The following is a 14,682-nucleotide window of genomic DNA, read 5'->3' as shown; positions in this document are numbered from 1 at the left end:
GATGAAACGGATCGTACTGGCCTGCTCGGCAGGCATGTCCACGTCGCTGGTGGTGACCAAGATGGAAAAAGAAGCGACGGCGCGCGGCATGGAATACCAGATTTACGCCATTCCCGAACAGAACCTGCGGGATGAACTGCAAACCTACGGCGACGATATCATTGCGGTGCTGCTTGGGCCGCAGGTGCGCTTCAAGCTGGCGGAAAACAAGAAACTGACCGACGAGTACCAGATTCCGATTGCGGTGATCGACTCGGTGGCCTACGGCACCCTGAACGGCGCAAAGGTACTCGATCAGGCGCTGAGTTTGGTAAACTGAGCCCCTGATTGCTGTAAAGCGCGGACCGGTGGTGCAGACCCCGGTCCGCGTTTAGGCTGTAGCCCCTGACGAATGCGCGCGCCGTGCCGGCGAGGCGATGATTCAGGGGCGCGCAGCCTGGTATCCGGCCCCGCGTCGGGGCGGCAGCGGTGTTCAATTCTCGGCCGTTCAGGGTGGCATTGTGGCGAAGGTTGTGGTTCTACAAGAAAGAAAGCAATACCAGGAGATAGGGTGTGACCTGAGGGAGAAAATCCAGCAGGGGGAGTACCCGGTCGGGTCGCGTCTTCCGCCGGAGCGGAATATCGCGGAAACTTACGGCGTCAGCCGCACCATCGTGCGTGAAGCGTTGCTGATGCTGGAGCTGGAAGGCACGGTGGATATCCGCCAGGGGTCGGGCGTGTACGTGCTGCGCGTGCCGTCGGCGGAAGAGCCGTCTCCCAATGCGCAAAACCGCATCGGCGCGTTTGAAATGCTGCAGGCGCGTCAGTTGCTGGAAAGCAATATCGCCGCCTTTGCCGCCCGCATGGCGACCCGTAATGACATCGACACCCTGCGGCATACGCTGGAGCAGGAGCAGGCGGCCATCGCCGCCAACGATTACCGCAGCGATTTCGACAAAATCTTTCATCTGCAGGTGGCGGGCGCCACCCAAAACCAGATGTTGCTGGAAACGGTCAGCAATATCTGGTCCTGCCGGGACGAAAGCCCCATCTGGCAGCAGCTTTACAGCCATGTCGGCAACCACGGCTACCGGCTGAAATGGCTGGCGGACCACCAGACGATACTGGCGGCGCTGCGCCGTCGGGACGTCAGCGGTTCTTATCAGGCGATGTGGCAGCATCTGGAAAACGTCAAAACCACGCTGATGGAGATTTCCGACGCCGAAGCGCCGGAATTTGACGGCTACCTGTTCGACTCGGTACCGATCTTTCAGGGAAAACTGGTCTGACGCATGACGACGATGGAATCTCAGCCAACGATTGGCTATCTGGCGGATTACCCGCATTTTGAAACCCAGGTCGTCGACTGGCTGTGGCAGGCGTTTGGCGACGGGCTGAGTCGGGATTTTTTTGCCAGCGTCGTGCATCACAGCATGGACAAACGGGCGTTGCCGCTGACGTTTGTGGCGCTGGAAGGCGAGCGACTGGTGGGCACCGTCGGGCTGTGGCGTTGCGATCTGATCAGCCGGCAGGATCTGACCCCCTGGCTGGCGGCGCTTTATGTGGACGAGCGCTACCGCGATCGCGGGCTGGGCGCCGAGCTACAGCGCTTTGTGGTGGAATTCAGCCGCGAGCGCGGCTTTGACGATCTCTATCTCTACGCCGATTTCAGCGGTTACTACGAACGCCACGGCTGGCGCTATCTCGGCGACGCGCCGGAGTACCCCGACAAAATGGTGCGGCTGTACCACCGCGCGTTAAGGTAATCTATTTCGTTGGCAAGTCTAACCAATGACGGCTTATATGATGGGTTTTCCGGCGTCAAAAACCGTGCTGAGGCAGGCGGCTTCGCCGGATGCGCGGCAGGGAAGCCGCGCAAGCCCGTGCCGTGTCGGGAGCACGTCACGGGCGGTCCGAACAGCGAAGACGAATGCCGAAGGCACCGCGTTAGCGGCACGGTTTAGCCCTTAGCCAGTGGTCAAGGAGAGGTGGCGCTTGCACCTCTCCTTGTCGTGCGTGCGATGAAGCAACAAGGAAACGACACCGGTTATCCCGCACGAAACCATTCACCAACCAGATATAAATCCATTATTAGTGAGACAACGTGGCTGTTTGTTAACAGCCTTGACGCACCACTAGTGCCCATTATTCAAACTGGCGACGGAATGACGGCGGATCAGCGTCGGGTGGAACAGGTTGATGGCGTTGGGCAGCGGCGTGTCGTTGGCCAGCGCCAGCGCAATCTGCGCCGCCTGCGTCGCCATTGCGGTAATCGGGTAGCGGATAGTGGTAAGGCGCGGGCGCAGGTAACGCGACAGCAGCACATCATCGAAGCCGATCAGCGACATATCCCGCGGCACCTCAATACCGTTATCGCTCAGCACCGCCAGCGCGCCGGCGGCCATCGGGTCGTTGTAGCAGCTCAGCGCTGTCAGCGGGCGGCCGCGTTCCAGCAGCGTGATCATCGCGGCTTCGCCGCCGCTTTCGTCCGGTTCGCCGTAGGCGATCAACTGCTCATCCAGCGGAATCGCGTGCTCGGCCAGCGCGTCCCGGTAGCCGGCCAGACGGTCATCGGCGTCGGAGATGGCGTGGTTGGAACACAGGATGCCGATCTGACGATGCCCTTGCAGGATCAGGTGTCGGGTCGCCAGCCAGGCGCCATAGCGGTTATCCAGCGCCACGCAGCGCGCTTCATACCCCGGCAGGATGCGATTGATCAGCACCATGCCCGGAATCTGTTCCATCAGTTGCGTGAGTTCCTCATCCGGCAGCATTTTAGCGTGGACCACCAGCGCCGCGCAGCGATGGCGAATCAACTGTTCGATCGCCTGACGCTCCTTGTGCGCCACATGATAACCATTGCCAATCAACAGGAAGTTGCCGGTGCGATAGGCTTCCTGCTCCACCGCCTTGACCATGGTGCCGAAAAATGGGTCGGACACATCGGACACCACCAGCCCCAGCGTTTCGGTGGATTGTTGGGCCAGCGCGCGGGCGTTGGCGTTCGGATGGTATTGCAACTGCTGCATGGCCTGCAGTACGGCGTTGCGCGCCTGTGCGCTGGCTTTCGGCGAATCGTTGATGACGCGCGACACGGTTGCGACCGACACGCCCGCCAGCCTGGCGACGTCCTTAATGGTGGCCATGGAGGTTTCCTGTTGTTCCTGATGTGAAATGGTGCGCTGAATCAAGTGACTGCCAGAGTGTCACGGAATTAAGCCGCAGCCGCAAGAGGCGGGGATCGCAACTTTCGCTGTCGGCGCGTCGTCATATTCTCCCCGGCAGCAATATTGGTGAAACGTAAATGTGTTGTTTGCCATAGGTTATGAATGTGTTGTTTACCATACGTTATAAATGTGTTTCTTCAACGAGCCGTCATCCTGCGCCGGGTGCTGATGCTCTGTATCGGGAATGGCGCCGGAAAGTAGGCCGGCCTTTCCCATGCGGGCAGGATGGGCTCATCGCTCTCAGGGAAGTCACTGCATGAAATATGTCATTCTGATGGTGTTTATTCTGGCGGTCGCCTATGTCCACTTTCGTGGTCGCGTACGTTATAAGTTCTGGCGCCAACTGTCGGATCACTCGACCTTTACCGCGCCGCTCAACGGCTTTATGTACTTGTTTTCCCGCGTCCCGGTGACGCCGTATCTCAGGCCCGGCCATTTCCCCGAACTGGCGGTGTTGCAGGAGAACTGGCCGATGATCCGGGAAGAGGGGGAAAAGCTGCTGGCAATGCAGGAAATCAAAGCGTCGGATCGCTATAACGACGCCGGTTTCAACTCGTTCTTCAAGACCGGCTGGAAACGGTTCTACCTGAAATGGTATGAGGATGCTCATCCGTCCGCGGATGTGATGTGCCCCAATACTACGGCGTTGCTGCGTTCGCTGCCGTCGGTAAAGGCGGCGATGTTCGCCACCCTGCCGGATGGCAGCCGTTTGCCGCGCCACCGCGACCCGTACGCCGGTTCGCTGCGTTACCATCTGGGGCTGAAGACGCCCAATGACGATCGCTGTTTTATCGAGGTCGACGGCGAGCGCTACAGCTGGCGTGATGGCGAAGGCGTGCTGTTTGACGAAACCTATATTCATTATGCGGAAAACACCAGCGGTCAGAATCGGCTGATCCTGTTTTGCGATATTGAACGGCCGATGCGCTATCGCTGGGCGCAGGCGATCAATCACTGGGTGGGGCGCAATCTGATGAGCGCGGCGGCCGCGCCTAATACCGACGCGGATCGCACCGGCGGGATTAACCGGATCTTCCGCTATGTCTATGCGATCAGAAAAGTGGGCAAGCGGCTGAAAAGCTGGAACAAGCCGGTTTACTATCTGGTGAAGTGGACGTTGTTCGGCGGTATTGCGGCGCTGATCTGGCTGGCGTTATAGCCAGCCCGAGCGGCGATCGTCCGCCGGCTGAATTCTGGTCGGCGTCGGCCGGTAAAGTCGGCCGAATTGCATGACAACCGTTGTTTTTCACGGCTTTATTACAGCTCACTCGAGAATTTTACAGTTGGTTGCACTTCGAACGTTTATCTTTCGATTCTGCGCTAGTGATTCGGGATGACTCTCTTTAGAGTAACAAGTCCCAGAGGTATTGATGGGTGACAAATCGATGTGTTCTCCACATTGAACCATTCAAATTGCACCAACCTACGCGGATGCGTAGGTTTTTTTTGCCTGCGTTCCGACTGGCGGGAAAATAATACCCTTGTCACAAATAAAAAAGAAATCCTGCCACCTGTCAGAGGCGCGATTGACGCCAAAAATAGCGGGTGATAGTTTTTGCTCATTGCATAAGGCTTGTTACCGTTCGGCGGGCAAAACATAAGTGCAGCAATCGTATGAAGTCGAATGACTTCGCCGTCTGCTGTATTTACGTTTTGCCCGTTTCTGTTTTCAGGGGAAATGCGATGAAGATAACTCAAGTCCTGAATAATAATGTAGTCAGCGTGACCGACAATCAGGGGCAGGAGCTTATCTTGACCGGCTGCGGATTGGGTTTTCATTCCCGAACCGGGCAGGATGTGGAAATGCCGCGGGTGGAAAAAATATTCCGTTTGCAGGATAACGTCATTTCCGCGCGTTTTAAGGACCTGGCGCAGGAAGTCCCGCTGGAAATATTGCAACTGACCAGCGACATTGTCGAAACGGTGAAAAAGCAACTACAGCAGAAACTGAGCGAAGGCATTTACGTCACGCTGGCCGACCACCTCGCGTTTGCCCTGCAGTGCCAGCGCAACGGCACCCTGATTCAGAACCCGCTGCACTGGGAAGTGCGCCACTTCTACAAGCAAGAGTATGCCGTGGCGGAGCAAGCGCTCGCGTTGATACGGGAAACGCTGGGCGTCACTCTGCCGGAAGATGAGGCATGCAGTATTGCGTTGCATATCGTCAATGCCGAGCTTGGCGACAATATCGGTAATATGAAGCAGATTACGCAGCTGATTTATCAGGTGCAGAATATCGTCAAATATTATTTTCAGGTGCCGCTGGATGAAAACAACGGCAATTATTACCGCTTCATTACCCACCTGAAGTTTTTTTCTCAGCGGGTGGTGGAAGGCGCTTCGCTGGATAATGACGACGGCGATTTATTTACCATGGTTCAGCAACGTTATCAAAAAACGCTGGGCTGTGTGGAAGCCATCAATACCTTTATCAAAAAAAACTACCAACACACCATGACCAATTCGGAGAAACTCTACCTAACCATTCATATCGATAATATGATTCATTATCTTACCCAAAATAATTCGAGTTGCAGGACAAAACGTTCTGCGTTTTGAACAACGCAACGCGTTGGCCCTTTAGGGCAAGGCTCATAAGAGCCTTGTAACGCGGCAACCGAATGAATCCCCGGGAGCTTACATAAGTAAGTGACCGGGGTGAATGAGGGCAGCCAACACACCGGCAACTTGAAGTATAAAGGGTATAAATCATTCCGAATAGGCTTGTTACTGGCAGCGGCGATTCGTCGGAGACGAGGCGATATCCGCTGACGCAGGCAAACCCCAGAGGAACAAGGCGCCACGGTAAATACCGTGCGGTTGTTGCAGAAATCGTAAGATTTCTTTCTGGAAAGAGGAATTGTTATGTCAGTTAATTATCAGGAGATGGCAAAGAACATTGTGGCGCTTGTCGGGGGGGAAGGAAATATCCGACAGGTTTTTCATTGTATTACCCGATTGCGTTTTTATTTGCATCAAGCGCAGCGTATCGATCGCGCCCAGCTGGAAGCATTAGACGGGGTAATTGGTATTAATGTCGCCGGCGAACAGTTTCAGGTGATCATCGGCAACGACGTGGCGGATGTCTACCGCGCGTTGATCCGGCAGTTTCCGCTGCTGGCGAGCCAGACCGCCGACGCCCCGGAGGCCGGGCGGCCGCGACACCCTATCTCGGCGCTGCTGGAGGCGTTTTCCAGCATCTTCTCGCCGGTGATCCCGGCCATTGCCGGCGCCGGTATCCTCAAAGGGATCCTGTCGCTGCTGGTGGCGCTGCACTGGGTATCCAACACCAACCAAACCTACCTGATTCTGTCCGCCATCAGCGACGGTATTTTCTACTTTATGCCGCTGGTGCTGGCGTTCAGCGCCGCCCACAAGTTTGGCTGTAATCCGTATGTGGCGGTGGCGCTGGCGGCTACGTTGCTGCATCCCACTCTGACCAAGCTGTTTCAAGGCGGCGGCGAGATTACCTTCCTCGGGCTGCCGGTATCGCCGGTGTCTTACGCTTCGTCGGTGATCCCGATTCTGCTGGCGGTGTGGCTGATGTCCTGGGTGGAGCGCCGTGTCGACCGCATCATGCCCGGCGCGCTGAAAACCATGTTCGTGCCGCTGCTGACGTTGCTTATCGTCGCGCCAGTCATGCTGATCGCCATCGGCCCGCTCGGCATCATCGTCGGCAACCATCTTTCCACCGGTATCGTCTGGCTGGTGGACAACATGGGCATTCTCGCCGGGCTGATTCTGGGCGGCACGCTGTCGATGATCATCATCACCGGCATGCACTATGTGCTGATCCCCATCATGATCAACAACATCAGCAAGATGGGGTTCGATCCGTTCAAGATCATCTTCTATATCGCCAACATGGGGCAGGCAGGGGCGGCGTTCGGCGTGTTCCTGCGCGCTCGCGACAAGAAAACCAAGTCGCTGGCGTTGTCCACCAGCCTGACCGCCACTATGGGCATCACCGAGCCGGCGATGTACGGCGTCAATATCCGTTTCAAACGCCCGTTCGCCGCCGCGCTGATTGGCGGCGCCTGCGGCGGCGCGTTCGCCATGTTTTTCGGGGTGAAGACCTACGCCTTTGCCTTGAGCGGGCTGCCGGGGTTGCCCGCGCTGGTGGGGCCGACCTTCCTGTACGCGCTGGCCAGCATGGCGATTTCGTTCACCACGGCAACGGTGATGACCTGCTTACTCGGATTTGAAGAGAACGTGGGAAAAGCCGCCACGCCGCATGAAGGGCAGACGGTGATGCCGGCCGCGCCGGTGGCGCTGAGCGAGCATAACGAACAGCTATTGCATAACGAAAAACTGTTCGCGCCGGTGGCCGGTCGGGTGGTGGCGCTGGAGAGCCTCAGCGACCCGGTATTTGCCGGGGAGGTATTCGGCAAGGGGATCGCCATCTACCCGGAAAACGGCGAACTGCTGTCGCCGGTTAATGGGCGCATCGAGTCGATATTCGACACCCACCACGCGCTGACGCTCAAAAGCGACACCGGCGCCGAGGTGCTGATCCACATCGGCATCGACACCGTCAAACTCGGCGGCCGCCACTTTATCCGTCACGCCCAGCCTGGGCAGATAGTGGAAGTCGGTGAACCGCTGGTGAGCTTCGACCTGCCGGCGCTGCTGGCGGAAGGCATCGACCCCAGCGTGATCGTGATCGTCACCAATACCGAATGTTATGGCGAAGTGAGCCCGTTGCTGAATGGCGACGTCCACTCGCGCGACGCCTTAATGAAACTGACCGCTGCGGCGGCCTGAGGGAGAGGAAACAAGCATGAGCGTATCAAAAACGTGTCCATCGGATTTAAACGCGTTTCCACCGGATTTTCTGTGGGGCGGCGCGACGGCCGCCAACCAACTGGAAGGCGCCTGGAACGTGGGCGGCAAAGGGCTGTCGGTATCGGACGTGTATACCTTTGACAGCCGCACGCCCAAAGAACGCTGGCTGGATCAGTGGCTGTTTATGACCCACCAGCAGGTGGCGGACGCGCAGGACCCGCACAGTAAAAAGTACTATCCAAAACGTAAGGGCAACGGCTTTTATTACCACTACAAGGAAGATATCGCGCTGTTCGCCGAGATGGGCTTCAAGTGCTTTCGTATGTCGATCGCCTGGACGCGCATTTTTCCGCGCGGCGACGAAACCGAACCGAATGAAGATGGGCTGGCGTTTTACGACCGGGTGCTTGATGCCCTGCTGGCGCACAACATTCAGCCGATTGTGTCGTTGTCCCACTACGAGATGCCGCTGTGTCTGGTTACCGAATACGGCGGCTGGCCCAATCGTAAGCTGGTCGATTTTTACGTGCGTTTCGCCACCACGGTATTCGAACGCTATCGACACAAGGTCAAATACTGGATGACCTTCAACGAGATCAACTGCGTCAAACATCACCCCTACGTCAGCGTCGGGGTGATCGAAGAAGACAATCCGCATCTGGAGCAGGACAAGTATCAGGGCGTGCACCATCAGTTTATCGCCAGCGCGCTGGCGACCAAAGCCTGTCATCAGATCATTCCCGGTTCGCAGGTCGGCTGTATGATCAGCTACCAGATCCTCTATCCCAACACCTGTCACCCGGACGATCTGCAGGCCTGCGAGGAAGCGCAGCGGGTATCGCTGTTCTTCAGCGACGTGCAGGCGCGCGGTTACTACCCGGCCTATACCGACCGTATGCTGGCGGAAAAAGGCGTGGTGCTGAACAAGGAACAGGGGGACGACGAGATCCTGCGGCAGTACCCGGTGGATTACGTGTCGTTCAGCTACTACATGTCCAGCACCATCAGCGCCCACCCGGAAAAGCTGGAAGGCGCGACCGGCAACCTGATCACCGGCGGCATCCGCAATCCCTATCTGCCCACCAGCGAGTGGGGCTGGCAGATTGACCCGAAAGGGTTGCGGCTGGCGCTCAACCAGCTGTATGACCGCTATCAGAAACCGCTGTTCATCGCCGAAAACGGGCTGGGCGCGGTGGATAGCGTCAATCCGGACGGTTCAATCGACGATGACTACCGCATCGAATACCTGCGTCAACATGTGGAACAAATGAAGGAAGCGCTGGCGGACGGCGTCAAACTGTTCGGCTACACCTGGTGGGGGCCGATCGACGTGGTCAGCGCCGGCACCTCGCAAATCTCCAAGCGCTACGGTTTTATTTACGTCGATCAGGACGACGACGGCCACGGCACCCAGCAGCGCTCGCGCAAGAAGAGCTTCTACTGGTATCGAAAATTGATCGCCTCCAACGGCGCGGACCTCGACTGACCCAGACGCCGGCGGCGCGGGCCGTCGGCTTTACCGGACATGTAAGGAGTGATCATGGCTCGTTTCCCGCAAGGGTTTTTATGGGGCGGCGCGATTGCCGCCAATCAGGCGGAAGGCGCCTGGAATGAGGACGGCAAAGGGCCGTCGATTGCCGATGTGGTACGCGGCGGCATCGTGGCGGGTAAACCGGATACGGCCGTCGACCCCGCAAGTTACTACCCCAGCCACGAGGCGATCGATTTCTATCACCGCTACCGGGACGACATCGCCCTGTTCGCTGAAATGGGGTTCAAATGCTTTCGTACCTCGATCGCCTGGTCGCGCATTTTCCCGCAGGGGGATGAGACGCAGCCCAACGAAGCGGGGCTGCGTTTCTACGACCAGTTGTTTGACGAACTATTGAAGTACGGCATCCAGCCGGTGATTACCCTGTCGCACTATGAAACGCCGCTGGCGTTGTACCAGCGCTACGGCGGCTGGCACAACCGTAAACTGGTGGAGTATTTCGTCCGCTATTGCGACACGGTGTTTCGCCGTTACCGGCACAAGGTGAAGTACTGGATGACGTTCAACGAACTGAACAACATGAACCGCATCCCGTTCGCCACCGGCGCGGTGCAGCCGGGGACGGAGGAACGGTTGGCGGTGATTTATCAGGCCAGCCATCACATGTTTGTCGCCAACGCGCTGGCTAACCAGCTGTGTCACCAGCTAATTCCGGACGCCCGCATCGGCTGCATGTTGTCGCTGAGCACCGTTTATCCGCACAGTTGCCGCCCGGATGACGTGTTCGAAACGATGCAGATGCGGCGTCGCTCGCTGTTTTACGCCGATGTGATGATGCGCGGTCGCTACCCGGCTTACAGTCAGCGGATGTGGCGCGAACATGGCATTGAACTGGCGATGGAAGCGGGCGATCTGGCGTTGCTGGCGGCGCATCCGTCCGACTACCTCGGGTTCAGCTATTACCGTAGCGCCACCTATCAGGCCGGTATGCCGGTGCTGGCGGATACCGGCGGGGTGATCGGCAAGGAAAATCCGTATCTGCAAAGCACCGACTGGGGCTGGCCGATTGACGCCAAAGGTTTGCGGCTGGTGTGTAACGAACTGGCGGATCGCTATGAAAAGCCGCTGTTTATTGTCGAAAACGGCTTCGGCGGGGTGGATGTGCCGGACGCCAGCGGCGTCATCAACGATGACGACCGCATTCGCTATGGGCAACAGCATCTGCACGAGGTGGCGCAGGCGATTGCCGATGGCTGCGACATCATGGGGTACACCTGGTGGGGACCGATTGATATCGTCAGCGCCGGCACCGGCGAGATGAAAAAGCGCTACGGTTTTATCTACGTGGATAAAGACAATGACGGCCACGGCACGCTGGCGCGCCGTAAGAAAAAGAGCTTTGACTGGTACCGGCAGGTGATCGCCAGTAACGGCGAAGTGCTGTAACCCCCTTCCCCTGGGCGGGCCGCACCCGCCCGATCTTTCCCCGCCGCAGCCTGATGATTTTCGGCCGTTTTTTTACTCCCTATTGCCGCTGATTCCGGCGGTGTTTTCATCGCTAATGTTGGTGCGGTTTATGGTATGGTGAACCCGTTGATGGGGGGCCGCGCCGCGGTGCGCGCGCTATCCCGACGTCGCGGTTATGCCGGCGGCGAAAGTGAACAATCGATGGGAGCGAGCGACCATGAACCATCGGCGGTATGTGGGTCCAAACCGGACTGGGTTACTGTTTACACATAGGGAGGTGGGATGATTTATACCTTTTTACGCTGGGTGCTGAAGCATCTGTACCGCATTCAGATCACGGGTGATGAAAGCAGTTTCCGGCAGTCAAAGATATTGATTACCCCAAACCACGTTTCATTCCTTGATGGCATGTTGATGGCGCTGTTTCTGCCGGTGCAAAGCAAACCGGTGTTCGCCGTCTATTCCAGCATCACCGACCGCTGGTTCATGCGCTGGCTGAAACCGTATATTGATTTTTTGCCGCTGGACCCGACCAAACCGCTGGCGATTAAACAGTTGATCCGGTTGGTGGAGCTGGGTCGCCCGGTGGTGGTGTTCCCGGAGGGGCGTATCTCCGTCACCGGTTCGCTGATGAAGATTTACAGCGGCGCGGCGTTTGTGGCCGCCCGCGCTGGCGCAACGGTGGTGCCGGTGCGTATCGAAGGACCGGAGTTCACCCATTTCGGCCGTCTGGGCGGCGTGTTGCGTCGCCGTCTGTTTCCACAGATTTCCCTCCATTTTTTACCGCCGGCCCAGCTGCCGATGCCGGTGGCGTCTTCGGCGCGCGAACGCCGCGAGCTGGCGGGAGAAGCGTTGCACCGCATCATGATGGACGCACGCATGGCGGTGCGCCCGCACCATACGTTATATGAAGCCTTTCTGGCTGCCTGCGCCCGTTACGGCTACCACTCGCCGTGCATTGAAGACATCAACCTGAAGGAAGACAGCTACCACGGATTGCTGAAAAAATCGCTCGGGGTGTCGCGCATTCTGCAGCGCTTTACCGGCGAGCGCGAACATGTCGGGTTGCTGCTGCCCAACGCCACCGTCACCGCCGCCGCGATTCTCGGCGCGTCGCTCGGCAGCCGGGTGCCGGCAATGCTCAACTACACTTCCGGGGCGAAAGGGATTCAGAGCGCGATGACCGCGGCGCGGATTAAAACCATCGTCACCTCGCGGCAGTTTCTGGAGAAAGGCAAGTTGACCTACCTGCCGCAGCAGGTGAAAGAGGCTAACTGGGTCTATCTGGAAGATTTGAAGGATACCGTTACGCTGCCGGACAAACTGTGGATCCTGTTCCACCTGCTGTTCCCGACGCGCGCCATGCGCCCGCAACAGTCGGACGACGCGGCGATCATCCTGTTTACCTCCGGCTCGGAAGGCAACCCGAAAGGGGTGGTGCATACCCACAACAGCCTGACGGCCAACGTGGAGCAGATCCGCACCGTGGCCGATTTCACGCCGCGCGACCGTTTTATGTCGGCGCTGCCGCTGTTCCACGCCTTCGGGCTGACGGTGGGGCTGCTGACGCCGCTGATGACCGGCGCGCGGGTGTTCCTCTATCCGAGTCCGTTGCATTACCGCATCGTGCCGGAGCTGGTGTATGACCGCAACTGCACGGTGCTGTTCGGCACCTCCACCTTCCTCGGGCACTATGCGCGCTTCGCCCATCCGTACGATTTCGCCCGCCTGCGCTACGTGGTGGCCGGGGCGGAAAAACTGTCCGAACGGGTGCGGACCGTATGGCAGGACAAATTCGGCATCCGCATTCTGGAAGGCTACGGCGTGACCGAGTGCGCGCCGGTGGTGGCGATCAACGTGCCGATGGCTTGCAAACTGCATTCCGTCGGTCGGCTGTTGCCGGGCATCGAGTCGCGGTTGATTCCGGTGCCGGGCATCCATCATGGCGGCCGTCTGCAACTGCGCGGGCCGAACGTGATGAAAGGCTATCTGCGGGTGGAAAACCCCGGCGAGCTGGAGTTGCCCGCGGCGGAAAACGAGCTGGGGTAGCGTGAATCGAACTGGTACGACACCGGCGACATCGTCGATCTGGATGAACAGGGCTTCTGCACCATCGTCGGCCGCGTTAAGCGCTTTGCCAAGCTGGCCGGGGAAATGGTATCGCTGGAGAGCGTGGAGCAACTGGCGAATCAGGTATCGCCGCAGGCGCAGCACGCCGCCAGCGCCCGTAGCGACAGCAGCAAAGGGGAGGCGCTGGTGCTGTTTACCACCGATGCCGGTCTTACCCGCGACAGCTTGCTGACGCAGGCGCGCCAGAGCGGCATGCCGGAACTGGCGGTGCCGCGCGATATCCGTTACCTGAAAGAGCTGCCGTTGCTGGGCAGCGGCAAACCGGACTTCGTCACGCTGCGCCAACTGGCGGAACAGCCCGCTGGTGAGGCGGCGGAGGAGGCCGGGGAACAACCGGAGCATGATGCATGAGTAATCAGATTTCTCCCTCGTCATCGCTGTTTTCCCGCGGCATGAACGCGGTGATGGTGGCGCAGTTTTTCTCCGCCTTCGGCGATAACGCGCTGCTGTTCGCTACGCTGGCGCTGGTGAAATCGTTGGCTTACCCCGACTGGAGCCAGCCTTTCCTGCAGATGGGGTTTGTCGCCGCCTATATCGTGCTGGCGCCGTTTGTCGGCCAGTTCGCCGACAGTTTCGCCAAAGGGCGGGTGATGATGTTCGCCAACGCCCTGAAGCTGGCCGGCGCGTTGCTGATCTGCCTGGGCGGCAATCCGTTTCTGGGTTACACGCTGGTGGGGCTGGGCGCGGCGGCCTATTCCCCGGCCAAGTACGGCATTTTGGGCGAAATCACCCGCGGCGATCAGCTGGTGAAAGCCAACGGCCTGATGGAAGCGTCCACCATCGCCGCCATTCTCACCGGATCGGTGGTGGGCGGCGTGCTGGCCGACTGGCAGATCTACGGCGCGCTGGCGGTGTGTGCGCTGGCTTATGGCATCGCGCTGGCCGCCAACCTGCTGATTCCGAAACTGGCGGCGGCGCGCCCCGGCGCGTCCTGGCGCCCGGCGCGCATGACCCGCTCGTTCTTTGACGCCTGCCGCGTGCTGTGGCGCAACGGCGAAACCCGTTTTTCGCTGGTCGGCACCGGCATGTTCTGGGGCGCGGGCGTGACGCTGCGTTTCCTGCTGGTGCTGTGGGTGCCGCTGGCGCTGGGCATCAACGACAATTCGACGCCGACGCTGCTCAACGCCATGGTGGCGGTGGGGATTGTGGTCGGCGCGGCGGCGGCCGGTAAGCTGGTCACGCTGAAAACCGTGCGACGCTGCCTGCCCGCCGGGGTATTGATCGGCGTGATGGTGGTGGTGTTCACCCTGCAACACAGCCTGATTAGCGCTTACGCCTGCCTGCTGGTGCTGGGGGCGCTGGGCGGCTTCTTCATCGTACCGCTCAATGCGCTGTTGCAGGAACGCGGCCGGGAAAGCGTGGGGGCGGGCAACGCCATTGCGGTGCAGAACCTGGGCGAAAACGGCGCCATGTTGTTGATGCTGGCGCTCTACTCGCTGGCGGTGAAGGTCGGCGTGCCGGTACTGGCGATCGGCGTCGGCTTCGGCGTGCTGTTTGCGCTGGCCATTGCCGGCTTGTGGGTATGGGTGCAGGTCACCCAGTGGCGGCGTCGGCCTGAACCGGCGGCAACGACCCATTCGGCTGACGGCGAATAAGGAGCGG

At 59.1% G+C, this 14,682-nt stretch carries 10 protein-coding genes and 1 pseudogene; 10 read left to right on the top strand and 1 reads right to left on the bottom strand.

Annotation, left to right across the window (positions count from 1 at the left end):
* The first annotated feature begins 1 nt into the window (after window position 1).
* From DXXMK7_RS17175 to DXXMK7_RS17165, 3 genes are all read left to right on the top strand, one after another.
* The gene (locus tag DXXMK7_RS17175; RefSeq protein WP_038666046.1) at window positions 2-319 is read left to right on the top strand and encodes a PTS sugar transporter subunit IIB; all 318 of its coding nucleotides are present in this window, start codon (window positions 2-4) and stop codon (window positions 317-319) included.
* 181 nt (window positions 320-500) lie between these two features.
* Window positions 501-1,268 (top strand): FCD domain-containing protein, encoded by a 768-nt coding sequence (locus DXXMK7_RS17170; RefSeq protein WP_038921112.1) that lies wholly within the window; start codon window positions 501-503, stop codon window positions 1,266-1,268.
* Window positions 1,269-1,271: 3 nt separating this feature from the next.
* Complete coding sequence (locus tag DXXMK7_RS17165; RefSeq protein ID WP_038920124.1) at window positions 1,272-1,745, top strand: GNAT family N-acetyltransferase; 474 nt, start codon at window positions 1,272-1,274, stop codon at window positions 1,743-1,745.
* A gap of 369 nt (window positions 1,746-2,114) precedes the next feature.
* Here DXXMK7_RS17165 and galR read toward each other — a convergent pair whose 3' ends face one another.
* Window positions 2,115-3,125 (bottom strand): HTH-type transcriptional regulator GalR, encoded by a 1,011-nt coding sequence (galR, locus tag DXXMK7_RS17160; protein ID WP_038921111.1) that lies wholly within the window; start codon window positions 3,123-3,125, stop codon window positions 2,115-2,117.
* Between the two features lie 337 nt (window positions 3,126-3,462).
* Between galR and lpxO the strand changes: the two genes are divergently transcribed.
* The 7 genes and pseudogenes from lpxO to lplT all read left to right on the top strand — a co-directional run bounded on the left by lpxO (window position 3,463) and on the right by lplT (window position 14,675).
* Complete coding sequence (gene lpxO, locus DXXMK7_RS17155) at window positions 3,463-4,365, top strand: lipid A hydroxylase LpxO (RefSeq protein WP_038920123.1); 903 nt, start codon at window positions 3,463-3,465, stop codon at window positions 4,363-4,365.
* A 524-nt stretch (window positions 4,366-4,889) separates the two neighbouring features.
* Entirely contained in the window at window positions 4,890-5,765 is an 876-nt protein-coding gene (gene licT / locus DXXMK7_RS17150) for a BglG family transcription antiterminator LicT (protein WP_038920122.1), read from the top strand.
* Between the two features lie 306 nt (window positions 5,766-6,071).
* Entirely contained in the window at window positions 6,072-7,970 is a 1,899-nt protein-coding gene (locus DXXMK7_RS17145; protein ID WP_038920121.1) for a beta-glucoside-specific PTS transporter subunit IIABC, read from the top strand.
* 16 nt (window positions 7,971-7,986) lie between these two features.
* Window positions 7,987-9,477, top strand: coding sequence for a glycoside hydrolase family 1 protein (locus DXXMK7_RS17140; protein WP_038920120.1), 1,491 nt, complete (start codon window positions 7,987-7,989; stop codon window positions 9,475-9,477).
* Window positions 9,478-9,531: 54 nt separating this feature from the next.
* A complete protein-coding gene (locus DXXMK7_RS17135; protein ID WP_038920119.1) occupies window positions 9,532-10,929 on the top strand; it encodes a glycoside hydrolase family 1 protein in 1,398 nt (465 codons plus the stop codon).
* A 303-nt stretch (window positions 10,930-11,232) separates the two neighbouring features.
* Window positions 11,233-13,431: pseudogene (gene aas, locus DXXMK7_RS17130) on the top strand (bifunctional acyl-ACP--phospholipid O-acyltransferase/long-chain-fatty-acid--ACP ligase).
* The gene (gene lplT, locus DXXMK7_RS17125) at window positions 13,428-14,675 is read left to right on the top strand and encodes a lysophospholipid transporter LplT (protein ID WP_038920118.1); all 1,248 of its coding nucleotides are present in this window, start codon (window positions 13,428-13,430) and stop codon (window positions 14,673-14,675) included. The pseudogene aas and the gene lplT overlap by 4 nt, the downstream one beginning before the upstream one ends.
* Window positions 14,676-14,682: the final 7 nt, after the last annotated feature.

It is taken from the genome of Dickeya sp. MK7 (genome assembly GCF_000406305.1).
GTDB lineage: Bacteria > Pseudomonadota > Gammaproteobacteria > Enterobacterales > Enterobacteriaceae > Dickeya > Dickeya fangzhongdai.
Note: the sequence above shows the minus strand (reverse complement) of the source record. Positions and strands in the feature narration are given on the sequence as shown.